At 72.6% G+C, this 22,121-nt stretch carries 23 protein-coding genes; 6 read left to right on the top strand and 17 right to left on the bottom strand.

Going from position 1 to position 22,121, the window contains the following annotated elements; genetic code table 11:
• Positions 1-82 precede the first annotated feature (82 nt).
• The 6 genes from ACIP4Y_RS09155 to ACIP4Y_RS09180 form a co-directional block, all read right to left on the bottom strand.
• Positions 83-664 carry a sugar kinase gene (locus tag ACIP4Y_RS09155; protein WP_401389825.1) on the bottom strand — a complete coding sequence of 194 codons (582 nt, stop codon included), beginning with the start codon at positions 662-664 and terminating at the stop codon, positions 83-85.
• A complete protein-coding gene (locus ACIP4Y_RS09160) occupies positions 661-1,806 on the bottom strand; it encodes an ROK family glucokinase (RefSeq protein ID WP_401389828.1) in 1,146 nt (381 codons plus the stop codon). Before ACIP4Y_RS09160 ends, ACIP4Y_RS09155 begins: the two co-directional genes overlap by 4 nt.
• A gap of 141 nt (positions 1,807-1,947) precedes the next feature.
• On the bottom strand, positions 1,948-2,718 hold the full coding sequence (locus ACIP4Y_RS09165; protein WP_401389831.1) for an ATP-binding cassette domain-containing protein: 771 nt from the start codon (positions 2,716-2,718) through the stop codon (positions 1,948-1,950).
• Entirely contained in the window at positions 2,715-3,758 is a 1,044-nt protein-coding gene (locus ACIP4Y_RS09170) for an ABC transporter permease (protein ID WP_401389834.1), read from the bottom strand. Before ACIP4Y_RS09170 ends, ACIP4Y_RS09165 begins: the two co-directional genes overlap by 4 nt.
• A complete protein-coding gene (locus ACIP4Y_RS09175; RefSeq protein WP_401389837.1) occupies positions 3,755-4,759 on the bottom strand; it encodes a sugar ABC transporter substrate-binding protein in 1,005 nt (334 codons plus the stop codon). Before ACIP4Y_RS09175 ends, ACIP4Y_RS09170 begins: the two co-directional genes overlap by 4 nt.
• A gap of 163 nt (positions 4,760-4,922) precedes the next feature.
• Positions 4,923-5,660 (bottom strand): GntR family transcriptional regulator, encoded by a 738-nt coding sequence (locus ACIP4Y_RS09180; RefSeq protein ID WP_401390656.1) that lies wholly within the window; start codon positions 5,658-5,660, stop codon positions 4,923-4,925.
• Between the two features lie 130 nt (positions 5,661-5,790).
• Here ACIP4Y_RS09180 and ACIP4Y_RS09185 point away from each other — a divergent pair, with 130 nt between their 5' ends.
• On the top strand, positions 5,791-6,810 hold the full coding sequence (locus ACIP4Y_RS09185) for a Gfo/Idh/MocA family oxidoreductase (RefSeq protein ID WP_401389840.1): 1,020 nt from the start codon (positions 5,791-5,793) through the stop codon (positions 6,808-6,810).
• A 47-nt stretch (positions 6,811-6,857) separates the two neighbouring features.
• Here the strand turns inward: ACIP4Y_RS09185 and ACIP4Y_RS09190 are convergent, their stop codons facing one another.
• The 3 genes from ACIP4Y_RS09190 to ACIP4Y_RS09200 all read right to left on the bottom strand — a co-directional run bounded on the left by ACIP4Y_RS09190 (position 6,858) and on the right by ACIP4Y_RS09200 (position 10,140).
• Entirely contained in the window at positions 6,858-8,048 is a 1,191-nt protein-coding gene (locus tag ACIP4Y_RS09190; protein WP_401389843.1) for a cytochrome P450, read from the bottom strand.
• 72 nt (positions 8,049-8,120) lie between these two features.
• Positions 8,121-8,795, bottom strand: a complete 675-nt coding sequence (locus ACIP4Y_RS09195; RefSeq protein ID WP_401389846.1) for a response regulator — start codon at positions 8,793-8,795, stop codon at positions 8,121-8,123.
• 85 nt (positions 8,796-8,880) lie between these two features.
• Positions 8,881-10,140, bottom strand: coding sequence for a sensor histidine kinase (locus ACIP4Y_RS09200; RefSeq protein WP_401389849.1), 1,260 nt, complete (start codon positions 10,138-10,140; stop codon positions 8,881-8,883).
• A gap of 201 nt (positions 10,141-10,341) precedes the next feature.
• On the opposite strand from ACIP4Y_RS09200, the gene ACIP4Y_RS09205 reads away from it, so the two are divergent.
• A complete protein-coding gene (locus ACIP4Y_RS09205) occupies positions 10,342-10,545 on the top strand; it encodes a hypothetical protein (protein WP_401389852.1) in 204 nt (67 codons plus the stop codon).
• A gap of 24 nt (positions 10,546-10,569) precedes the next feature.
• Here ACIP4Y_RS09205 and ACIP4Y_RS09210 read toward each other — a convergent pair whose 3' ends face one another.
• The 6 genes from ACIP4Y_RS09210 to allB all read right to left on the bottom strand — a co-directional run bounded on the left by ACIP4Y_RS09210 (position 10,570) and on the right by allB (position 16,268).
• Positions 10,570-10,965, bottom strand: a complete 396-nt coding sequence (locus ACIP4Y_RS09210; protein ID WP_401389855.1) for a ribonuclease domain-containing protein — start codon at positions 10,963-10,965, stop codon at positions 10,570-10,572.
• 86 nt (positions 10,966-11,051) lie between these two features.
• Complete coding sequence (locus tag ACIP4Y_RS09215; protein ID WP_401389857.1) at positions 11,052-11,960, bottom strand: DMT family transporter; 909 nt, start codon at positions 11,958-11,960, stop codon at positions 11,052-11,054.
• A 199-nt stretch (positions 11,961-12,159) separates the two neighbouring features.
• The gene (locus tag ACIP4Y_RS09220; protein ID WP_401389860.1) at positions 12,160-12,732 is read right to left on the bottom strand and encodes a dihydrofolate reductase family protein; all 573 of its coding nucleotides are present in this window, start codon (positions 12,730-12,732) and stop codon (positions 12,160-12,162) included.
• A gap of 73 nt (positions 12,733-12,805) precedes the next feature.
• Entirely contained in the window at positions 12,806-13,618 is an 813-nt protein-coding gene (locus tag ACIP4Y_RS09225; protein ID WP_401389863.1) for an AIM24 family protein, read from the bottom strand.
• A 125-nt stretch (positions 13,619-13,743) separates the two neighbouring features.
• The gene (gene alc, locus ACIP4Y_RS09230; protein WP_401389866.1) at positions 13,744-14,874 is read right to left on the bottom strand and encodes an allantoicase; all 1,131 of its coding nucleotides are present in this window, start codon (positions 14,872-14,874) and stop codon (positions 13,744-13,746) included.
• A 53-nt stretch (positions 14,875-14,927) separates the two neighbouring features.
• Entirely contained in the window at positions 14,928-16,268 is a 1,341-nt protein-coding gene (gene allB / locus ACIP4Y_RS09235) for an allantoinase AllB (protein ID WP_401389869.1), read from the bottom strand.
• A gap of 274 nt (positions 16,269-16,542) precedes the next feature.
• Here allB and ACIP4Y_RS09240 point away from each other — a divergent pair, with 274 nt between their 5' ends.
• Together ACIP4Y_RS09240 and ACIP4Y_RS09245 are read left to right on the top strand one after the other, a co-directional pair.
• Positions 16,543-17,340: an IclR family transcriptional regulator gene (locus ACIP4Y_RS09240; RefSeq protein WP_401389871.1), complete on the top strand. Its 798-nt coding sequence runs from the start codon at positions 16,543-16,545 to the stop codon at positions 17,338-17,340.
• Positions 17,341-17,441: 101 nt separating this feature from the next.
• Positions 17,442-17,897 carry a DUF6234 family protein gene (locus ACIP4Y_RS09245; protein WP_401389874.1) on the top strand — a complete coding sequence of 152 codons (456 nt, stop codon included), beginning with the start codon at positions 17,442-17,444 and terminating at the stop codon, positions 17,895-17,897.
• A 371-nt stretch (positions 17,898-18,268) separates the two neighbouring features.
• Here the strand turns inward: ACIP4Y_RS09245 and ACIP4Y_RS09250 are convergent, their stop codons facing one another.
• Positions 18,269-18,589, bottom strand: coding sequence for a DUF5955 family protein (locus ACIP4Y_RS09250; RefSeq protein ID WP_401389877.1), 321 nt, complete (start codon positions 18,587-18,589; stop codon positions 18,269-18,271).
• A gap of 144 nt (positions 18,590-18,733) precedes the next feature.
• Here ACIP4Y_RS09250 and ACIP4Y_RS09255 point away from each other — a divergent pair, with 144 nt between their 5' ends.
• Both ACIP4Y_RS09255 and aceB read left to right on the top strand, forming a co-directional pair.
• Positions 18,734-19,342, top strand: coding sequence for an NTP transferase domain-containing protein (locus tag ACIP4Y_RS09255; RefSeq protein WP_401389879.1), 609 nt, complete (start codon positions 18,734-18,736; stop codon positions 19,340-19,342).
• Between the two features lie 184 nt (positions 19,343-19,526).
• On the top strand, positions 19,527-21,152 hold the full coding sequence (gene aceB / locus ACIP4Y_RS09260) for a malate synthase A (RefSeq protein WP_401389882.1): 1,626 nt from the start codon (positions 19,527-19,529) through the stop codon (positions 21,150-21,152).
• 52 nt (positions 21,153-21,204) lie between these two features.
• Here the strand turns inward: aceB and ACIP4Y_RS09265 are convergent, their stop codons facing one another.
• Entirely contained in the window at positions 21,205-22,119 is a 915-nt protein-coding gene (locus tag ACIP4Y_RS09265) for a HipA family kinase (protein ID WP_401389885.1), read from the bottom strand.
• Positions 22,120-22,121 lie beyond the last annotated feature (2 nt).

Genomic DNA, 22,121 nt, shown 5'->3' on the forward strand with positions numbered 1-22,121 from the left:
CCGCCGGTGTGTCGGATCAGACTGTCTCCGACTCTACGGGCGGGGTCTGACAGTCGGCTCCGGGGCCGGTGCGGTCCCGGGGCTACGGCACCGTGCGGGAGACCACGAACACCATCGGATGCTCGGGGTCGGACAGGTTGACGACCACGTCCTGGGTGGGCGCCGGGTTCTTCTGCTCGTGGGTCAGGCCCCACCAGGGGCCCGGTCCGCCGAAGGTCCAGCCGCTGACCTTCCGGTCCCGTTCACCGACGGCGATCTCGTCCTTCTTCAGCTGCTCCCGGCGGACGCCCATGGCCTCCAGGAAGCTGTCCAGGCCCGCGGGATTGGTGCGGAACTGGACGTAGAGGCGGCTGGTCTTCCAGTTGTTCGTCTCGTAGGAGGCGATGTCGTCGGCGGGGTGCGGGACGGTCACCTGGTACAGGCGGCGCTGCACCTTCGAGGGCCAGTCCGGGGTGAGGCCGGTGGCCGAGTACTTCGCCTCCTTGTCCTTGCCGCTGTTGCGGCTCTGGTTCGCGGAGATCACCAGGTAGCCGGCCGGGACGCCGATGAGCAGGACGATGATCAGCAGGGTGAGCGCCCGGCGCCGGGCCTTGTGCCGGGAGTCCTCGGCGGGCCGCCGGGGCTCGTCCCGCGGGCCGCCCTGGTGGGGCAGCGACGGCGTCATGCGCTGTCCTGGTCGCGGCAGGACTGGACGTACCGCTCGTAGCGCTCGTAGCGCTCCACGCGGCGCCGCTTGGCCCGGCGGAACCGGCGGGCGACCAGCCGGGCCAGGTCGGCGGCGCCCACCATGCCCGCCTCGGGGCCGAGCTGGGCGCGGGTGATGCGGGCCTCGGGCCGGTAGCCGCGGCCGGTGAGGTGGCGCTTGAAGGCGTCCCGGGCCGGGCCGATGAGCAGGTCGTCGGCGGCCGAGACGCCGCCGCCGATCACGAAGCAGGAGGGGTCGAGGGCGGCGGCGAGGTTGGCGATGCCGACGCCGAGCCACTGGCCGATGTCCTGGAGCAGCTCGATGCACATCGCGTCGCCCTCGCGGGCCAGCTCGGTGATCATCGGGCCGGTGATCTCGTGGATGTTGCCCTTGACGTGCTCGATGATCCCGTAGGCCACCGGCGAGTCGGCGGCAGCCAGCTCGCGCGCCTCGCGCACCAGTGCGTTGCCGGAGCTGTACTGCTCCCAGCAGCCGCGGTTGCCGCACGGGCAGCGGTGCCCGCCGGGCACGACCTGCATGTGGCCGAACTCCCCGGCGACCCCGAACTTGCCCCGCTTGACCTGGCCGTCCTCCAGGATGGCGCCGCCGATGCCGGTGCCGAGGGTGATCATGACCAGGTGGTCCTCGCCGCGGCCGGCGCCGAAGCGCCACTCGGCCCAGGCGGCGGTGTTGGCGTCGTTGTCCACCAGGACCGGCACGGCGAGTCGGCCGGCGATGCGGTCGCGCAGGGGTTCGTTGCGCCAGGACAGGTGGGGGGCGAACAGGACCCGGTTGCGGTCGGCGTCGACCCAGCCGGCGGCGCCGATGCCGACCGCGTGCACGTCGTGCCGGTCGGACAGGTCCAGCACCAGCTCGACGATGGTGTCCTCGACGACCTTGGGGCTCTTGGACTTGTCCGGGGTCTCCGTGCGGAGCTTCTCCAGGATGTTGCCGTCGGCGTCCACGACGCCTGCCATGACCTTGGTGCCGCCGATGTCGATGCCGACGGTGGGCACACGGGGTGCGGTCAGGTGTGACCGGCGCTCTCGTGTGCCCACGGTGCGCAGGACCGGGGCTCGGCGGGAGCCGATGGGGGCGGTGAGGTCGCGGTAGGTGCTCATCGGCCTTGATTGTGCCGCACGCTCACGCCGGGTGCTGCGCGGGGCAGGGGGGAGGAGTGCGCGTCCGACGGCGGGTGCAGGTGCGTTGTGGTTGCTCGCGCCCACGCGGCGGAGCCGCACCCCGACACGGTCCCGCGCCCCTCAACTCCTGCGCAGTTCATGGCGCAGAGCGTCCAGGTCGGAGCCGCCGGCCATCTGCTGGGTCAATGCGTCCAGCGTGATGTCGTCCCGTGTGTAGTTGCCCACCATCGCGCCCCTCCTCAGCAGCACAAACCTGTCACCCACCAGATACGCGTGATGCGGATTGTGGGTGATCAAGACAACGCCCAGGCCCTCGTCCCGTGCCGCCGCCACATATTTCAGGACCACACCGGACTGCTTCACCCCCAGTGCCGCCGTCGGCTCGTCCAGGACCAGGACCTTCGCACCGAAGTGGACCGCCCTCGCGATGGCGACACACTGGCGCTCACCGCCCGACAGCGTGCCGATGGGCTGGTCGACGTCCCGGAGGTCGATGCCCATGCGGAGCAGCGCCTCGCGGGTGGTGCGGCGCATCAGATCGGTGTCGAGGCGCTTGAAGGGGCCGGCGCCCTTGCGGGGCTCGGAGCCGAGGAAGAAGTTGCGCCAGACCGGCATGAGCGGGACGACGGCCAGGTCCTGGTAGACCGTGGCGATGCCCCGGTCCAGGGCCTCGCGCGGGGAGGAGAGGGTCGTCTCCTCGCCGTCGATGCGCAGGGTGCCGCCGTCGTGCCGGTGCAGGCCCGCGATCATCTTGATCAGCGTCGACTTGCCCGCGCCGTTGTCCCCGAGGACGCAGGTGATCTCGCCCGCACGGACCTCCAGGGAGACCCCTTCCAGGGCGCGGACGGTGCCGTAGTGCTTGCTGACGTCGGTCAGCTCCACGAGTGTCACTTGGTCGCCTCCGCGCGCTTGCGGACCCAGGCGTTGAGCAGGGTCGCGAGGAGCAGCATCGCTCCGAGGAAAAACTTGAACCAGTCGGGGTTCCACTCGGCGAAGACGATGCCCTTGCTGGTCATGCCGAACAGCAGGGCGCCCACGGCGGAGCCGATCGCGCTGCCGTGGCCGCCGGTGATCAGGCAGCCGCCGATGACGGCCGCGATGATGTAGATCAGTTCGTTGCCGACGCCTTCGCCGGACTGGACGGCGTCGAACGAGAACAGCAGGTGCTGGCCGGAGATCCAGGCGCCGAACGCGACGCCCATGTAGAGGCCGATCTTGGTCCTGGCGACCGGGACGCCGACCGCGCGGGCCGCGTCCTCGTTGCCGCCGACGGCGAAGATCCAGTTTCCGGTGCGGGTGCGCAGCAGGATCCAGGAGGCCAGGGCGACCAGGCCCAGCCACCACAGGATGGTGACCTTGACGTCGACGCCGGCGACGCGGATCGTCGAGGCGAAGACGGCGTGGGCGCTGGGGAAGCCCTCCATGTCGGCGATGGTCTTGGTGGAGACCGTGCCGTCGATCAGCTTGGTGAAGCCGAGGTTCATGCCGGTCAGCATCAGGAAGGTGCCCAGCGTGATGATGAAGCTGGGCAGCTTGGTGCGGGTGAGCATGAAGCCGTTGAAGGCGCCGATCGCGAGGGTGGCCAGCAGGGACACGCCCACGCCGACCCAGGTGTTCGCGGTCATCTGGTAGCTGAACATCGAGGAGACCAGCGCGGACGAGGTCACCAGGACGCCCGCCGAGAGGTCGAACTCGCCGCCGATCATCAGCAGGGCCACGGGTACGGCCATGATGCCGATGGTCGAGGAGGCGTAGAGGACCGTGCTGAGGCTGGTGGCACGCAGGAAGCCGTCGGCGGCGACGGCGAAGAAGACGAAGACGGCGAGGGCGCCGACGACCGAGCCGAGTTCCGGGCGGGTGAGCAGCTTCCGCAGCGGAGAGGTCTGCAGAATCCTTTCGTCACGCAGGTTCTCGTCCGTGACCGCGCTCATCGGGTGCCCCGCTCGGTGTACTCCGCCAGCGCGGACGCCTGGTCCTTGGTGACGATCTGCGGGCCGGTCAGGACCGGCTTGCCGCCGCCGAGGACATCCCCGTTGTACTTGTACAGCCACAGCAGGTCGACGGCCTGGTAGCCCTGGAGGTACGGCTGCTGGTCCACGGCGAAGCCGAGGGTGCCGTCCTCCAGCGAGGCCGCGACCTTGGCGTTCAGGTCGAAGGTGTCGATCTCGGCCTTGCTGCCCGCGTCCGTCCGCGCCTTCACGGCGGTGTCGGCGTAGGGCGCGCCGAGGGTGACGACGGAGTCGATGGACCGGTCGGCCTGGAGCTTGGCCTCGATCGCGGACTGCACGTCGGGCATGTTGGTGCCGTTGACGTAGAGCTTGCGCAGCGTGCCGCGGAAGGTTTCGGCGACACCGTCGCAGCGCTGCTCGTGGCCGACGTTGCCCTGCTCGTGCAGCACGCACAGGGCCTTCTTCCTGCCGCGCTCGTTCAGCTCGTCGCCGACCGCCTCGCCGGCGACGGTCTCGTCCTGGCCGATGTGGGTGAGGGCGCCGAACGCCTTGGACTCCGCGGAGCCGGAGTTCACCGTGATCACCGGGATGCCGGCCTTCTCCGCGCGGGCCACGGCGGCCTTCAGGGCGTCCGGCTTGGCGAGGGTGACGATGATGCCGTCGACCTTCTTGTCCACGGCCGCGTCCACCAGCTGGGCCTGCTGCTGGGCCTCGTCGTCGTGCGAGTACAGGAAGTTGATGTTGTCCTTGACGGCGGCCTGCTTCGCACCGCTCTGCACGATGTCCCAGAAGGTGTCGCCGTCCCCGGAGTGGGTGATCATCGCGAAGGTCCAGCGGGGGGTGTTCACCGCCGCCCTGCCCTGGGCGGCGGCGGCCTTGCGGGCGTCCTCCGCCCGCTTGCCGCCGGTGCTGCTGCACCCCGCCAGGGACACGGAGAGTGCCCCCGCCAGCGCTATGCCTACCCAGGTCCGAAACCGTGCCACGAGGCCGTGCCCTTCTTGCCGTGTTCGTACAGACGCAAGGGGCCGTCGATCGCATCAGCGGCCCCAAACGCTCCAGTATCGAACACGGGGAACACCCATGACATGACCGGGCAGCCCACTCGGGTCGCATTGTCCGGACATTGCGACGAAGACGGTCGGCCGATCAGGGGCGTACGAGCAGCTGGAACTCGAAGGAGTAGCGGCTCGGCCGGTAGGTGTGGTCGCCGAACTCCACGGCGCGGCCGGTGTCGTCGAAGGTGGTGCGCTGCATGGTCAGCAGCGGGGCGCCCTCGGCCTCGCCGAGCCGCTCGGCCTCGGCGGCCGTGGCCCCGCGTGCGCCGATGGACTGGCGGGCGCTGTGCAGGGTGATCCCGGCCGAGCGCATCAGCCGGTACAGGCCGGTGGCCTCCAGCTGGTCGGTGCCGAGGTCGAGCAGGCCCGGGGGCAGGTGGTTGATCAGGTACGCCATCGGTTCGCCGTGCGCGAGGCGGAGCCGCTCGATGCGGTGGACGTCGCCGCCCTCGGTGACGCCGAGCGCGGCGGCGACCGCGGCGGAGGCCGGGACGACCGTGTTGACCAGGACCTTCGTCGCGGGGCGCTGGCCGGCCGCCTCCAGGTCGTCGTAGAGGCTGCTCAGTTCCAGGGGGCGTTTGACCTGGCTGTGCACGACCTGGGTGCCCACGCCCCGGCGCCGGACGAGGAGCCCCTTGTCGACGAGGGACTGGATGGCCTGCCGGACGGTCGGCCGGGACAGGCCGAGCCGCGCGGCCAGCTCGATCTCGTTGCCCAGCAGGCTGCCCGGGGTGAGGCTGCCCTGCTCGATGGCGGCCTCCAGCTGCTGGGACAGCTGGAAGTACAGGGGCACCGGGGAGCTACGGTCCACACGGAGGTCGAGCGACACGGTCGGGTCCACATCTGGTTTCGGCACGGGCCCGAGCGTAGCCCCGTGCCTGGTTGACGGGAAGTTGTGTAGTCCGATTGTCCGGACATACACATTGACAGGGTACGGGGTCCGCCCTCACTTTGTTTCCATGCGCATCGGGGTCATCGGTACGGGCCGCATCGGCACCCTTCACGCGAGGACGCTCAGCCGTCACCGCGAGGTGGGGTCCTTGATCCTGACGGACGCGGAGCCGGCGCGGGCGCAGGAGCTGGCGCACCGGCTGGGCGAGACGGCGGCGCCGGGCGTGGACGAGATCTTCCGCTGGGGCGTGGACGCGGTGGTGATCACCACGGCGACGGCGGCCCACGCCGAGTACATCGGCCGGGCGGCCCGTTCGGGGCTGCCGGTGTTCTGCGAGAAGCCGATCGCGCTGGACCTGCCGGGCACACTGCACGCGCTCGCCGAGGTGGAGACGGCCGGGACGGTCCTGCAGATGGGCTTCCAGCGGCGGTTCGACGCGGGTTACGCCGGCGCCCGGGAGGCCGTGCGCAGCGGCCGGCTCGGCCGGCTGCACACCGTGCGGGCCATGACCTGCGACCAGTCCCCTCCCCCGGCCGAGTGGCTGCCGCTGTCCGGCGGGCTGTTCCGGGACACGCTGATCCACGACTTCGACGTGCTGCGCTGGGTGACCGGCCGGGAGGTGGCCGACGTGTACGCCACCGGCTCGGACGGCGGTCCCGCGATGTTCCGGGAGGCCGGGGACGTGGACACGGGCGCGGCGCTGCTCACGCTGGACGACGGCACCCTGGCCACGGCGACGGCGACCCGGCTGAACGGCGCCGGGTACGACGTCCGCATGGAGCTGGCCGGGGAGCGGGACACGGCGGTGGTGGGCCTGGACGACCGTACGCCCCTCGCGTCCACCGAGCCGAGCGGGCCGCCGCCCGCGGACAAGCCGTGGACGGGGTTCCTGGAACGGTTCGGGCCCGCGTACGAGGCCGAGCTGAACGCCTTCGTGGAGGTCGTGCGCGGCGAGCGGGCCAACCCCTGCGACGGCCGGGAGGCGTTGCAGGCGCTGCGGATCGCCGAGGCCTGCGAACGCTCCCGCCGCGAGCGGCGCCCGGTGCCGCTCGCGGAGATCCCGGGCGGCGGCGCGGGGCCGTCGTAGGGCCGGGGGCCGTACGCCGTCCCCGCCGGGGTGGCCGCCGCGCACCGCTACCAGCGCACCGGCAGGCTGCGCACGCCGCGCATCAGCAGGCCGGGCAGCCACTCCCCCGGCTCGCCGTCCAGGGCGAGCCCGGGAGCCCGCTCCAGGAGGGTGCCGATCGCGATACGGCCCTCCAGACGGGCCAGGGGTGCGCCGAGGCAGTAGTGGATGCCGTGGCCGAAGGCGAGGTGGCCGCGGGTGTCGCGGCGGATGTCGAAGGTGTCCGGCACGGCGTACCGGGCGGTGTCGCGGTCGGCGGCGGTGAGGCCGATCAGCACGTGGTCGCCCTGCGCGATCGCCGTGCCGCCGATCTCCAGGGGCTCGGCGGCGTACCGGAACGTGGCGTTCTCCACCGGGCCCTCCCAGCGCAGCGCCTCCTCCACCGCGCCGTCCAGGAGGGTCGTGTCGGCGCGCAGGGCGGCCAGTTGCGCGGGGTGGGTGAGCAGGGCGAGAACGGCGTTGCCGATCAGGTTCACCGTGGTCTCGTGGCCGGCTATGAGGAGCAGGAAGGCCATGCCGCGCAGCTCGCTCGCGGAGAGCCGGTCGCCGTCCTCGGCGGTGGTGCGGATCAGGTCGCTCAGCAGGTCGCCGGAGGGTCCCGCGCAGCGCTTGTCCTCGATCAGCTCGGTGAGGTACTCGCCGAGGCGGACCACCGCTTCACGCTCGGTCTCCGCGTCGGCCGGTGCGACCACTCCCGTGGAGATCTTCCGGAACTCCGTGCGGTCCACCTCGGGGACGCCGAGCAGCTCGCAGATGACGGTGAGGGGCAGCGGGTAGGCGAGGTACTCGATGAGGTCGGCGCGGCCGTGCGGCAGCATCTCGTCGAGCAGTTGGTCGGTGATCTGCTGGATGCGGGGGCGCAGCTGCTCCACCCGGCGCATCGTGAACGCGCGCGCGACGAGGCCGCGCAGCCGGGTGTGCTGGGGCGGGTCGGCGGCCAGCAGGTACTTGCCGATCAGCTGCTCGTCCAGCGGGGTCGTGCCGATCTTGCTGCCGTCCTTGGCCAGCCGCGGGTCGGCCAGGGCGGCGCGGGCCTCCTCGTACCCCACGACGAGCCAGCTCTCGTAGTCCTCGTCCGCTCCCGACATCCGGATCCGGTGCACGGGGCCCCGCTCGCGCAGCCGGGCGTACACCGGATGGGGATCCCGGCGGAACGCCTCCCCGAACTCCCCCAGATCGACCACGTGTCGCCTGTCCATCGCTCCCCTTCCGGACTCCCCCGAGGCACACCGGGTACGTCCCGGTGCAGGGTCAACGTCTGCGGCGCCGGTTCAGTGCCCGTCCTGGAGAAGTCCCGCGTCGTAGGCGAGCAGGGCGATCTGGACGCGGTTGTCGAGGCCGAGTTTGGCGAGGATGCGGGAGACGTGGGCCTTGACGGTGGCCACGCTGACGAAGAGTTCCGCGGCGATCGCGGCGTTGGCGAGGCCGCGGCCGACGGCGACGGCGACCTCGCGTTCGCGGTCGTTGAGGACGGCGAGCCGTTCGCGCGCGCGGGTCTGCCGGGAGTCGGCGGCGCTGCCGGCCGCGTGCCGCATGAGCTGCCGGGTGACGGCGGGCGACAGGACCGGGTCGCCGGCCGCGACCCGGCGGACGGCGTCGACGATGTCGGCGGGCGGGGTGTCCTTGAGCACGAAGCCGGCGGCGCCGGCGCGCAGGGCGTGCAGCACCTGTTCGTCGGCGTGGAAGGTGGTCAGCACCACGACCTGCGGCGCGTCCGGCCGCGCGCGCAGCCGCCGGGTCGCGGTGATCCCGTCCACCGACGGCATCCTGATGTCCATCAGCACCACGTCCGGCCGGGTCCGCCGCACGAGTTCCTCGGCCTGCGCACCGTCGGCGGCCTCCCCGACGATCTCGATGCCCTCGGCCCCTCCGATCATCAGCGCCAGGCCGGCGCGTACGAGGGGGTCGTCGTCCACGAGGAGGAGTCTGATCGGCGTCGCAGTCATGGGGTTACGTAATCACGGGCGGGGACGCGGGACGGGGGCAACGGCCCAGGGCCGCCTCCCGGACGGTGTCCGGTGCGGGCCGGGCTCAGGTGCGGGGCCACGGCAGCCACCCCCGTACCTCGAAGCCCCCGTCGGGGCGTGTGCCGTGGCGCAGGTGTCCCCCGGCCAGCGTGGCGCGTTCCGTGAGACCGATCAGGCCCTGGCCGGAGCCGGGGACGGGGGGCGCCTCGGCGGGTGGGGCGGGATGGGTGACCGTGACCGTCAGGCCGTCGCCGGGGGTGCCGGCGAGGCGGACCGTGACCTCGGTGCCGGGGGCGTGTTTGCGGGCGTTGGTCAGGGCCTCCTGGGCGATGCGGTAGGCGGTGCGGCCGACGGAGGCGGGGACGGCGGCCGGGTCGGCGACGCCGTGGTCGAGGGTGACCTTCATGCCGGCCTCGCGGCACTCGGCGACCAGGGCGTGCAGCGCGGCCAGCGTCGGCTGGGGACGCCCGCCGGACGGCTCGTCGGCCTCGCCGGCCCGCAGCACCCCGATGATCTCCCGCAGATCCTGCAGCGCCTCGTGGGCGCTCTCCCGGATCACCCCGGCGGCCCGCGCGACCTCCTCGCGGGGCGCGTCGGGCCGGAACTCCAGGGCACCCGCGTGCACGCTCAGCAGGGTGAGCCGGTGGGCGAGCACGTCGTGCATCTCGCGGGCGATGGCCTCGCGGGCCAGCCGCTGCGCCTGCTCGGCCCGCAGCCGGGCCTCGGTCTCCGCGTGCCGGGCGCGGTCGCGCAGGCTCAGCATGAGCTGCCGTTTGGACCGTACGAACATGCCCCAGCCGACCATCGCGGCGGTGAGCAGCACGCCCGAGGCGACCGCCCCGGCGTAGGGCACGTCGGGATCGGGCCGCAGCCAGAAGAAGACCGGGAGCAGCGCCGCGGACGCCCCGCCCACCCAGGCCACGTACCGGAGGGGCCGGTGCACGGCGAGCGTGAACAGGGCGACCACGCCCGCGCCGCCCGCGGTGTTCGACAGGAAGGCGACCGGCACCATCGCCACGGCGAGGCCGACCGGCCACCGGCGCCGCAGCCACACCGCGCCGCAGGCGAGCGCGCCGAGCACCTGGTCCAGAGCGGCGTAGCCGTCCGGTAGGTCCTCGTGCCGCAGGGTGTCCGCGCTGAGCAGGCCGATCAACACGGCCAGCAGGAAGCAGAAGAAGTCGACCACCCAGTCGCGCGCGGTGCGCCGTGGCCGCCGGCCGGAGGCCGCGGCGTCCGGGTCCAGTTCGTGGACCAGTGCGGACGGGAACAGCCAGCGGCGTCCCGCGAACTCATGCGGCGCCCGCGCCCGTTCGTCTTCGCTCACGGTCGGCAAATCTACGCACCGATGGCGCGGTGTCGTCGTCCCGTGCCCGCGATCGCCTACCGGACGACCGGGATCGTCGACCAAAGTCGCACCGTGGCGGACTTTCGTCGGCCGGCCGCCGACCGGGGCGCGGCCTTTCGGCACCGTGCGCTCGCCCCGTGGCCGATGGCTGGGGGGAGGCCGCGGGGCGAGAGTCGTGCCATGAAGCGTTTGCTGGAGTTCCTCGGGTTTCTCGCCCTGGTGCAGGGCACGGGCGGTCTGGTGTACGAGATCACGGGCAGGCTGCGCTGGGGCATCACCCTGCGGTGGGGCGTCCTCGACGGCTACCGGATCTACGCGAGCATCGCGTTGATCGTGCTGGCGCTGGCCCTGTTCGCCGCCGCCGAGAGCCGCAGGCCCGGCTGACCCGCGGCCCCCGGCACCGGTGGGTCAGCAGCCGAAGTCGACCAGGTCGAACGTGGCGTAGTGGTCGGGGGTGTAGTAGTCCTCCTCGTACTCCTCGCCCGTGACGATGCGGCGGGCACCGCGGGTGGAGGAGCCGGGGGTCTTGACCGTGTACTCGTGGTAGTAACCCGACGGCTGCGTGCGCAGGACGCCCTCCCGGTTCTGGAAGACGACCCCGTCCTGCGCGTAGGGGTAGGGGCCGCCCTCGGCGATCAGGCGCAGGGTGTCGTGGGCCTGCGACGGCAGGTCGCTGTAGCAGATGCTGCCGGCCGACGCGGCCGCGGCGTCCGCGGTGGTGGCGGTGACGGTGCCGCCCACGAGGAGGGCGGACAGGAGCGCGGCTGCGGCGCCGATGCGGGTGGCGCGTGGGGGGAATCTCATGCCCACAATCATGACGCGCGTAGACGTTGACATGTCAACGTCAAGGTTGAAGATTTTCCTTTCAAGACCGAGGAGTTTTCGGGGAGTTAACCTGCCGACCGGCGGCCCCACGCGGTGCCCGCGAGGACCAGCGCACCGCCCGCGAGGCCGAGCGCGCCGAGCCGGTCGCCGCCCAGTGCGATACCGGCACCGGCGGCCCACAGCGGCTCGGTGCCGAGCAGCAGGCTGACCCGGGACGGCGAGGTGCGGCGGACGGCCCACATCTGCACGAAGAAGGCGAACACCGTGCACAGGGCCGACAGGAACAGCAGCCCCGCCCACTGCCGGGTGCCGAGGTCCGTCGCGACCGTCCAGGGCGCGGGGCCGCCGCCGGCGGCCGACAGCAGGGCGAAGACGGCGACGGCGATGCCGAGCTGGACCGTCGTCAGCGGCAGTGCGCCGGCCTGCTGCACGGCCCTGATCCGGGACATGGCGAGGACGTGCAGGGTGCGGGCGAGCGCGGCGAGCAGCATCAGCAGGTCGCCGAGGGAGGGCCGGGTGAAGCCGGCGCCCTGGGTGAGCAGGACGACGCCCAGCACCGCCAGGGCCGCCGCGCCGAGGAAGGACGGCGTGGGCCGGGTGCGGGTGGCGGCGGCCTCGGCGAGCGGGGTGACGATCATGGTGAGGCTGATGATCAGGCCGGCGTTGGTCGCCGAGGTGTGCACCACCCCGTACGTCTCCAGCAGGAAGATCCCGGCGAGGATCAGCCCGAGCAGGGCCGCGCCGCGCCACTGGGCGCCGGTCAGCGCCCGCAGGGCGCGGCGGCCGGCGAGGGCCAGGGCGGGCAGCGCGAGCGCGAACCGCAGCACCAGGACGGCGAGCACGGTGCGGGCGGTGGTGATCTCCTTCGCCGCGAGGTAGCTGGCGCCCCAGCACACCGCGACGAGCAGGACGGGCAGGTCGGTGTGCCAGGCCCGGCGGGGCGCGAGCGCGGCGGGCACGGCGAGCGAGGACATGGGTGCGGCTCTCCCGGTCTCCGAGGGGGGTGCGGAGACATCGACGGCTCGCACGGATCGCGCTCACCGTACCGGCGTCGACGATCTTCGGCCAGAGCCGGCTTCCACCGACAGGGGACCGGGCCTCTGCGCGCCCTGGTACCGCCCGGCGTGCACCTGCGCACCTGCTGAACACCGGCCGGCTCGAAGCCGGCAAGCCCTACGCAGGCCCGGGTCCCCCTCCGTTCGCGTCGCCGGAGGCTCCGTGGTCCTCCTCGGGCAGTTCGAAGGTGCCGTACTCGGGGCCGTCTCCCACGTCGTGGGGGACTGCGCCGCCGGTGAAGAGCCGGTGGCCGAGGACGACCGGGAAGGTCAGCAGGTGCAGGGTGTCGACGAGCCGCAGGTCCAGCAGGGAGCGGACCAGGGCGAAGCCGTGGATCTGGAGTTCGCCGTCCGTGCGCTCCTTCAGGGCGGTGACCTCCTTGGCGAGGTCGCCCGGGACGACGGTGGTGCCGGGCCACGCGGGTGCGCGGAGGGAGTGGGAGACGACGTACTTCGGCAGGGCGTTGAGCCTGCCGGCGATCGGGTGCCCGGGGTCGGTCACCTTCGGCCAGTAGGAGGCGAAGATGTCGTACGTGCGGCGGCCGGTGACGAACCGGCCGAAGTCGTCGTCGGCGAGCGGGAAGCTCCGGCCGCCCTGCTCGAAGCCGTCGCGGGTGTCCTCCTCGGGACCGCCGGGCGCCTGGTACACGCCGTCGAGGGTGACGAAGATCGTGGAGCCGAGGTTGCCCATGGCGGGTGCCTTCTTCCGGCTGCGGGGTCCGCTGTCATCGGGCCGGACCCCGCACCCGCCGGAACTCATCGGTTCAGCCGGCGTGGGTGGAGAACAGTCCCCCGGTCGGCCCCTGCTTGTCGCCGCCCTGGGCCTTCTTCAGGGCGGCTGCGAGGCTCTCGATGGTGAGGGACTGCAGGATCACCCGGCCGTTGCCCTCCAGGGTGGCCAGGGACAGGCCCTCGCCGCCGAAGACGGCGTTCATGATGCCCTGCCGGTTGAGGCCGCCGACGCGCTGGACGCCGTACTGGATGCCCTCCTCGAAGGCGACCACACAGCCGGTGTCGACCTCGATGCGGCCGCCGAAGTCCGCCGGGTTCAGGTCGATGAAGTTGCCCGCGCCGGCGATGATCACCGTGCCGTGCCCGGTGAACTTCTCCAGGATGAAGCCCTCGCCGCCGCTCATGCCGGTGCGGCCGCCGGCGAAGGCGATGCCGAAGTCGACGGTGGACTCGGCGGCCACGAAGGCGTCCTTCTCGGCGAACCACGCGCGCGTGCCGTCCAGCTCCAGGGCGCGCATCTCGCCGGGGAGGACGCCGGCGAAGCCGACCGTGCCCTCGCCGCCCTGGGCGGTGAAGTACTGGAAGGCGAGCGACTCGCCCGCGAGCAGGCGCTGGCCGGCCTGCATGGCCGTCCCCATGGCCTGGCGGAGCAGGCCGCCCATGCCCCCGCCGCCGCTCTGCTGCTGCCCGCCGCTGCCAGACGGGCCGGACAGCCGGGTCTCCATGGTCACGTTCACCGTCTTGAACAGGAACTTCCCGGCCTCGCAGTACACGGTCTGGCCGGGGCTCAGGTTGACGACCGCCATCTGCATGGCGTTGCCGACGATCTCTTGCTGAAGGGTCACGAGGGGAGAACGCGAAAGGAGGAGGGAAGAGTTCCGGCAGCCCGCGACAGGGGTCCGTGCGGGTGACGCGCGAGGCGCCCCGGTGCTGTCCGGCCGGGGCGCCCCGCGCGCGCGTGGGCGCAGGATCAGCCGCCCAGTTCCTGGTGGCGGGCGGCGAGACCGCTCGCGCCCTGCTCGGTCAGGGAGCCGAACAGGCGCAGCCGGGAGATGCCGCCGTCGGGGAAGATGTCGATCCGCGCGTGGGTGCCGACCGCCGGCTCCGGCAGGACGAAGCGGTGGTTCGTGTCCGGCTGGAGGCGGGTGCGCGGGAGGATCTCCGTCCACGCGCCGCTCTCGCCGTCCTTGACCGACACCGACGCCCAGCCGGCGCTGTTGCCCTTCAGGTAGGCGGTGTCGATCTCGATCGCGCGGATCCGGGACTGGGCCACGAGCCGGTAGCGGATCCAGTCGTTGCCCTGGTCGCGGCGGCGGCGGGTCTCCCAGCCGTCGTCCATCTTGCGGGAGCGGCCCGGCTGGATGGTGTTGGCGGCCGGGGAGTAGAAGAGGTTCGAGGCGTCCTCGACCCGGCCGCCGTTCTCCAGGGCGACCACATCGAAGGTGCCGAGGACCGCGAGCCACTCCGGGTCGGGTACGACCTTGCCGTACACGCGCAGGCGGGCGATGCCGCCGTCGGGGTGCTGGTTGATCCGCAGGTGCGTGAAGCGCTGTTCGGCGGTGACCTCGAAGCCGTTGGCCGCGTGGCCGCCGACGGCGGTGCGCGGGACGAGCGTCGTCCACTTCACGTCGTCGCCCAGCAGTTCCTCCGGGGACGGGGAGCCGGGTACGCAGGCGCCCTCGACCGAGACGGCCTGCGGGTAGTTGCCGCGGAAGTGGGCGGTGTCGACGACGATCCCGCGGATCACGCCGGGCGCGCCCAGCCGGACCAGCGCCCAGTCGTGGTCCTCGGCGGTCGGCCACGGGTGCTCCGCGGAGGCGCCGCGCCGGCGGCGGGTCTCCCAGCCGTCCATGATCTTGCCCTTGTGGCCGAAGTGCTCGGGGTCGAACTCGGCCCGCTCGGGCACCAGCAGGTTCTCGCGCTGGGCGAAGAACTCGTCGTTGGCGGCGATGACACCGGCGCCGAGCTGCCGGTCGGCGAGGTTGGCGTACTGGGTGAAGGGGAAGTCGGCGGTGCGGTAGTCCGCGTACGGGTCGCCGCCTCCGTAGGGGTTCGCGTCGCCGGTGAAGCGAGCCGGTGAAGTGTGATGCAGCGCCGTCACGGTGATCAGGGGGTCCTTTCCGGAGTCGGCCGGGTGCGGGTGCGGGGGGTGGCTTACCGGGGGCGGCTGAGCAGCGCGCCCTTCGGCTCGGTGAACGCGCCGTCCGCGACGATGCGTTCGCCGCGCAGCCAGGTGGACTTCACGACGCCGTGCAGGGTCCTGCCGGCGTAGGCGGTGACCCGGTTGCGGTGCTGGAGGCCGGCCGGGTCGACGGTGAAGGTCTCGTCGGGGGCGAGGACGGCGAAGTCGGCGTCCCGGCCGGGGGCGATGGCACCCTTGCGCGCGTCCAGACCGGCCAGGGCGGCGGTCCGCGTGGACATCCAGCGGACGACGTCCTCCAGGCCGTGGCCGCGCCTGCGGGCCTCGGTCCATACGGCGGACAGGCTGAGCTGGAGCCCGGAGATGCCGCCCCAGGCGGTGGCGAAGTCGTCGGTCTTCAGGTCGGCGGTGGAGGGCGAGTGGTCGGTGACCACGCAGTCGATGGTGCCGTCGGCCAGGGCCTCCCAGAGCAGGTCCTGGTTGGCGGCCTCGCGGATGGGCGGGCAGCACTTGAACTCGCTGGCGCCGTCCGGGACCTCCTCGGCGGTCAGGGTGAGGTAGTGCGGGCAGGTCTCGACGGTGATCTGCACGCCCTCGGCGCGGGCGGCGCGGATCAGCGGCAGCGCGTCGCCGGAGGACAGGTGCAGCACGTGCACGCGCGCGTTCAGCCGCCGGGCCTGGGCGATGAGGCCGGCGATGGCGGTGTCCTCGGCGTCGCGCGGGCGGGAGGCGAGGAAGTCGGCGTACCTGGGGCCGCCGTGCTGCGGGGCGGCGGCGAGGTGGTGCGGGTCCTCGGCGTGCACGATCAGCAGCCCGCCGAAGCCGGCGATCTCGGCCAGGGACTGGGCGAGCTGGTCGTGGTCGAGGTGCGGGAACTCGTCCACGCCCGAGGGGGACAGGAAGGCCTTGAAGCCGAAGACGCCGGCGTCGTGCAGCGGGCGCAGGTCCTTGACGTTGTCGGGCAGGGCGCCGCCCCAGAAGCCGACGTCGATGTGCGCCTTGTCGCGGGCGACGTCCCGCTTGATCCGCAGGTGCTCGACGGTCGTGGTCGGCGGGAGGGAGTTGAGCGGCATGTCGATCAGCGTGGTGATGCCGCCGGCCGCCGCCGCGCGGGTGGCGGTCCAGAAGCCCTCCCACTCGGTGCGCCCCGGGTCGTTGACGTGCACGTGGGTGTCGACCAGGCCGGGCAGCAGGACGTGGTCGCCGACGTCCTCCAGCCGGGCCGCGGCCGGGACCTCGGCGTCGTACGGCAGGACGGCCGTGATCCTGCCGGCGGACACGGCGACGGTGGCGGCCCGCGTCCCCTCCGGAGTGATCACGCGCGTGGAGCGCAGCACCAGTTCAGCGTCGGACACCCGAACCCCTCTCTCTACCGCCGTCGTACGTCCAGGAAACGGGATGTACACCCACGTAACGGATTTCAACGTTCTGTTGAAGGAGTCTTCACTCCCGCTCCCCCGCCGTCAAGAGGCACACTTCTGGACAGCACGGCAGAAGCATCCGCTCTGGACGTTTCCACAAAGCGGAATTAGAATTCCAGCAAGCAGAAGGTAGCTATGCACAAGCGGGGAGTCAACCGCGTGCCGGGTAGGCTTCTGCCCCTCCCGCCAGCCCCGAAAGGAACGCGCCGTGCCGACGTCCAGCGCCAGCACCACCGACTCCGCCAAGCCCTCCGCCGCAGGCGGGGTGCAGTCCCTGGAGCGCGCCTTCGACCTGCTCGAGAGGATGGCGGACGCGGGCGGCGAGGTGGGCCTGAGCGAGCTGTCCGCGGCCAGCGGACTGCCGCTGCCGACCATCCACCGGCTGATGCGCACCCTGGTCGCCTGCGGCTACGTCCGCCAGCAGGCCAACCGGCGGTACGCGCTCGGCCCCCGCCTGATCCGGCTCGGCGAGTCCGCGGCCCGGCTGCTCGGCACCTGGGCGCGGCCGTACCTGGCCCGGCTGGTGGAGGAGACCGGCGAGACGGCGAACATGGCGCTGCTCGACGGCGACGAGATCGTGTACGTGGCCCAGGTGCCCTCGAAGCACTCGATGCGCATGTTCACCGAGGTGGGCCGCCGGGTGCTGCCGCACTCCACCGGGGTGGGCAAGGCGCTGCTGGCCGGGGTGCCGGACGACGAGGTGCGGGCGCTGCTGGCCCGGACGGGCATGCCGGCCGCCACGGAGAAGACCATCACCACGCCGGAGGGCTTCCTCGCGGCGCTGGAGGACGTACGGCGCCTGGGATACGCCGTCGACGACAACGAGCAGGAGATCGGCGTGCGGTGCCTCGCGGTGTCCGTGCCGGACTCCCCCACGGCGGCGGCCATCTCCATCTCGGGGCCGGCGGGGCGGGTGACGGAGGCGGCCACGGAGAAGATCGTGCCGGTGCTCCAGCAGCTCGCCCGCGAACTGTCCGCGGCGCTGGCCAGCCAGAACCACGGGTGACCGGTCCGGAGCCGGGCCAGGGTCATCCGGGGGCCCGCCCGGACCCGGGCTGAGTACCCGTACTCATGCGCCCGCCCCGCCCGCGAGGGCAAGGTGCGGGCATGGACCTGCCCACCGCCCCGCCGGCCTTCGACGCCACCGAGGGTCCCGGGCCGCACCGCCGTGCGGCCCGGGGTGCCGACATCGGGGCCGGGTGCGGGCTGGTGGTGCTGGAGCTGATCGCCCTGGTGGTGGTCTTCGGGCTCTGGTGGCTGTCCGGGTTCGACCTCGACCCGGACGGGACCGTCACCGCCGACTCGCTGTGGGGCTATCTGGCCGCGGCCGGCGGGGTCGGGGTCCTCGCCGTCGCCGCGGCGGCGGTCGCCGCGCGGGCCGGGGCCTTCGTGACCGTTGCCGGCCAGGCCGTCATGGCCGTCCTGGTCTGCCTCGCCGTCTTCGGCGGGGCCGCGGCGCAGTGCCACCAGGACCAGGTGTGCCGCGACCTGCCGTCGGCGTCGGGCTGCCCGACGGACGACCGGACTTCACGGCCTTCGGCCGGATCGGAACGAAACCCGTAGGGGGCGCCCGCTGGATCGGGGGGCTGCCGGAAGCAGTGCCCGATCAGCCGGCCCGAGCGGGTCCGGCGCGTGCCGCTGCCAGGCGGAGGAGGGCGCCGACGCGAGGAGGTCCCCCGCGCGAGCGCGGCCGAGGATGGGGGGACCTGCAACCGACGGCAACGCGGCGGACGTGCGTGCCGGACACCGGGCGCCGACATGATCCGGAAGACACCCCCTGGAGGGCCTTTCGTTTTGGATCAGGCGCCGGATCAGGGAGCGGGGTCCGGTGCCGTGCATCGCAAGGCGAGGAGGGCGCCATGGCGGAGCCGACGGCAACGCGGCGAGGCGCGGTGCCAGGGCCCGCGAGCCCGGCCTGATCCGGACGACACGCCCTAGCCCCGGGGCGGCTCGCCGAACAGGTCCACGGCGTCGCGTACCTGCGACAGCCCCCGGGCCAGTGCGCTCATCGAACCTATGGCGCCGGCGATCAGTAACAGGGAGCTGCGCAGGCGCGGGATCTCCGGCAGGCCGCCGGCGGCCATCGCGGCCAGGGCCGCCAGCTCGTCCTCGGCTATCGCCCGGTCGGGGAAGTCCGCCGGCAACGCGGCGAGTTCGCGGCGCAGCCGGGACACCGCGGTCCGCAGTTCCGCCACTCTCGGGTCCTCGCCGCTGCCGGTCACTGGCCTCTGCCTCTGCCCCAAGCTCCGCAACACAGCCCTCCCCCCTGACACGCCGTCGTGCGCGGGTCAGTAAACGCCACGCCGTGCGGGAGCGCCACAGGGCGGACCGAAATTCAGCCCATCGGAATAGGCGCCGGAAAGCCGTCCGGTTCCGCCGCCGTCGGGTATGCAGGAGCCATGACGGACAACCAGGATCTTCAGGGGGAGGTCGCGGGGCTGCTGCTCGCCGCCGGCGGCGGCAGGCGGCTCGGCGGACGCCCCAAGGCGCTGCTGCCGCACCGGGGGCGGCCCCTGGTCGAGCACGCCGTCGGGGTGCTGCGCGCGGCCGGGTGCGGGCGGATCCACGTGGTGCTGGGCGCCGCTGCGGACGAGGTGCGGGCCCGGGCCGAACTGGGCGGCTGCGTGCTGGTGGACAACCCGGACTGGGCCGAGGGCATGGGCTCCTCGCTGCGCGCGGGGCTGGCCTCGCTCGCGGGGACGGGGGCGCGGGCGGCCCTGGTGAGCCTGGTCGACCAGCCCGGCATCGGACCGGCCGCAGTCACCCGGGTGCTCGGCGCGTACGCGGACGGGACATCGCTGGTCTCGGCCGCCTACGACGGGGTGCGCGGGCATCCCGTGCTGTTCGGCGCCGCGCACTGGGCGGACATCACCGGGACGGCCACCGGGGACCGCGGGGCGCGGGCCTACCTGAAGGCGCACGAGGCGGAGATCCGGCTCGTGGAGTGCGGGGACGTCGCCGAGCCGTACGACATCGACACCGAGGCCGACCTGAGCCACCTTGAGTGAAGGGGGTGGCACGCCGCGCCACCTTGCCTCGACCCGGAGAATCTCGACATCAACAAACCATTGAAGTTCCACAATGAGGAAACTACTATCCACTGATCAGAAGCGCCTGCCCGCACAGTCGGCGCTCTTTGCCCTATACGTGCCACTAGGCACCCGGTGCCACCGCTGAAGGAAGTGACAGCTCATGTCCGCACCAGCGCCGTCCCCGCTGGCCATCGTCGACGCCGAGCCCCTGCCCCGGCAGGAGGAGGTCCTCACGGACGCGGCGCTCGCCTTCGTGGCGGAGCTGCACCGGCGGTTCACCCCGCGCCGTGACGAACTCCTGGCCCGCCGGGCCGAGCGCCGCGCCGAGATCGCCCGCACCTCCACGCTCGACTTCCTGCCCGAGACGGCCGCGATCCGCGCGGACGACTCCTGGCGGGTCGCCCCGGCCCCGGCCGCGCTGAACGACCGGCGCGTCGAGATCACCGGCCCCACCGACCGCAAGATGACCATCAACGCGCTCAACTCGGGCGCGAAGGTCTGGCTCGCCGACTTCGAGGACGCCTCCGCGCCCACCTGGGAGAACGTGGTCCTCGGCCAGCTCAACCTGATCGACGCCTACACCCGCAGCATCGACTTCACCGACCCGAGGTCCGGCAAGTCGTACGCCCTGCGCCCGAACGAGGAGCTGGCGACCGTCGTCATGCGCCCGCGCGGCTGGCACCTGGACGAGCGGCACCTGGTCGACACCGACGGCCGCGCCGTCCCCGGCGCCTTCGTCGACTTCGGCCTGTACTTCTTCCACAACGCCCAGCGGCTGCTCGACCTCGGTAAGGGCCCCTACTTCTACCTGCCGAAGACCGAGTCGCACCTCGAAGCCCGCCTGTGGAACGACGTGTTCGTCTTCGCTCAGGACCACCTCGGCATCGCGCAGGGCACCGTCCGGGCGACCGTCCTGATCGAGACGATCACGGCCGCGTACGAGATGGAGGAGATCCTCTACGAACTCCGCGACCACGCCTCCGGGCTGAACGCCGGCCGCTGGGACTACCTGTTCTCCATCGTGAAGAACTTCCGTGACGGCGGGCCGAAGTTCGTCCTGCCGGACCGCAACGCCGTCACCATGACCGCCCCGTTCATGCGGGCGTACACCGAACTGCTCGTCCGCACCTGCCACAAGCGCGGCGCGCACGCCATCGGCGGCATGGCGGCCTTCATCCCGTCCCGCAAGGACGCGGAGGTCAACAAGGTCGCCTTCGAGAAGGTCCGCGCCGACAAGGACCGGGAGGCGAACGACGGTTTCGACGGCTCCTGGGTCGCCCACCCCGACCTGGTGCCGATCGCCATGGAGTCCTTCGACAAGGTCCTGGGCGACAAGCCCCACCAGAAGGACCGGCTGCGCGAGGACGTCCGTGTCGAGGCCGCCGACCTGATCGCGATCGACTCGCTGGAGGCGAAGCCGACGTACGCCGGTCTCGTCAACGCCGTCCAGGTGGGCATCCGTTACATCGAGGCCTGGCTGCGCGGGCTCGGCGCGGTCGCCATCTTCAACCTGATGGAGGACGCGGCCACCGCCGAGATCTCCCGCTCGCAGATCTGGCAGTGGATCAACGCCGGCGTCGAGTTCGAGAACGGCGACAAGGCCACGCCGGAGCTGGCCCGCACGGTCGCCGCCGAGGAACTGGACGCCATCCGCAAGGAGATCGGCGAGGAGGCCTTCGCGGCCGGGCACTGGCAGGAGGCGCACGACCTGCTGCTGAAGGTGTCCCTGGACGAGGACTACGCCGACTTCCTCACCCTGCCGGCGTACCGGCAGCTGCGCGGCTGAGCCCGGACGCTCCGAGCGGCCCGGGTTCTTCCCCTGGCCGCTCGGCGACGGGTCATCCGAGGTGCACCGACCAGTCCTGTTCCGCCGCCGGCTTGCCGTGCAGGTCCGGGACCCGCTTCAGCCAGGCCGGGCGGCCCGCCTGGCTCCGCGCCGCGCGGTCGGCCTCCTCGGCCGCGAGCTGCTCGCGGCTCGGGAAGTCGGTGGGCAGCCACTCGGCCGAGAGCCGCACCCGGTCCAGGAGGTAGCCGACGTAGGCGTCCCGGACGTCGTCGGGCGTGGCGAACCCGGCGTCCTCGGCCAGCCAGGCGTCCGGCACCTCGGCGACGATCCCGCGCAGCAGCTCCTCCGTCACGCGGGGCGCCAGTTCGGCGTCGGCGGCGCGCACGTCGGGGCCGTAATGGCCGAGGGCGTGGTGCCGGAAGTCGTACCTGCGGCCCGGGGCCGTGGTGTCCCAGCGGTGGTGGAAGACGAGGGCGGCGCCGTGGTCGATGAGCCACAGGCGCGGCGGCGCGGTGCCGAGCGTGGGCCAGACCATCAGGTTGGAGCTGTGCACCGTGCGGTCGACGTTCACGGTCAGCGCGTCCAGCCAGACGATCCGGCCGGCCTCCAGCGGGTCCACCGGGAAGGCCCGGGCGATCTCCGGGGTGAGGTCCACGGCGCCCGGCAGATAGTCCATGCCGAGGTTGACGCCCGCGCTGGCGCTGTGCAGGTCGCGCACCTCCTGGTGCGGTTCCGCGGCGGCGACGGCCGGGTCGAAGTGCACCAGGACCAGCTCCGGGAAGCGCAGGCCGAGCGCGCGGGCGAGTTCACCGACGATGACCTCCGCGACCAGCGCCTTGTGCCCCTGCGCCGAGCCGGTGAACTTCACGACGTACGTGCCGAGGTCGTCGGCCTCGACGACACCGGGGACGGAACCGCCCGACCGGAGCGGGGTCACGTATCGAACAGCAGTCACGTCGCGCAGCACAC

The sequence above is a fragment of the Streptomyces sp. NPDC088810 genome, from assembly GCF_044750305.1.
GTDB lineage: Bacteria > Actinomycetota > Actinomycetes > Streptomycetales > Streptomycetaceae > Streptomyces.

Bases quoted from the DNA above. Each gene is read 5' to 3' on its own strand.
- ACIP4Y_RS09155 (WP_401389825.1), bottom strand. From the start codon at position 664: ATGACGCCGTCGCTGCCCCACCAGGGCGGCCCGCGGGACGAGCCCCGG.
- ACIP4Y_RS09160 (WP_401389828.1), bottom strand. From the start codon at position 1,806: ATGAGCACCTACCGCGACCTCACCGCCCCCATCGGCTCCCGCCGAGCC.
- ACIP4Y_RS09170 (WP_401389834.1), bottom strand. From the start codon at position 3,758: ATGAGCGCGGTCACGGACGAGAACCTGCGTGACGAAAGGATTCTGCAG.
- ACIP4Y_RS09185 (WP_401389840.1), top strand. From the start codon at position 5,791: ATGCGCATCGGGGTCATCGGTACGGGCCGCATCGGCACCCTTCACGCG.
- ACIP4Y_RS09190 (WP_401389843.1), bottom strand. From the start codon at position 8,048: ATGGACAGGCGACACGTGGTCGATCTGGGGGAGTTCGGGGAGGCGTTC.
- ACIP4Y_RS09195 (WP_401389846.1), bottom strand. From the start codon at position 8,795: ATGACTGCGACGCCGATCAGACTCCTCCTCGTGGACGACGACCCCCTC.
- ACIP4Y_RS09205 (WP_401389852.1), top strand. From the start codon at position 10,342: ATGAAGCGTTTGCTGGAGTTCCTCGGGTTTCTCGCCCTGGTGCAGGGC.
- ACIP4Y_RS09210 (WP_401389855.1), bottom strand. From the start codon at position 10,965: ATGAGATTCCCCCCACGCGCCACCCGCATCGGCGCCGCAGCCGCGCTC.
- ACIP4Y_RS09215 (WP_401389857.1), bottom strand. From the start codon at position 11,960: ATGTCCTCGCTCGCCGTGCCCGCCGCGCTCGCGCCCCGCCGGGCCTGG.
- ACIP4Y_RS09220 (WP_401389860.1), bottom strand. From the start codon at position 12,732: ATGGGCAACCTCGGCTCCACGATCTTCGTCACCCTCGACGGCGTGTAC.
- ACIP4Y_RS09245 (WP_401389874.1), top strand. From the start codon at position 17,442: ATGGACCTGCCCACCGCCCCGCCGGCCTTCGACGCCACCGAGGGTCCC.
- ACIP4Y_RS09255 (WP_401389879.1), top strand. From the start codon at position 18,734: ATGACGGACAACCAGGATCTTCAGGGGGAGGTCGCGGGGCTGCTGCTC.
- aceB (WP_401389882.1), top strand. From the start codon at position 19,527: ATGTCCGCACCAGCGCCGTCCCCGCTGGCCATCGTCGACGCCGAGCCC.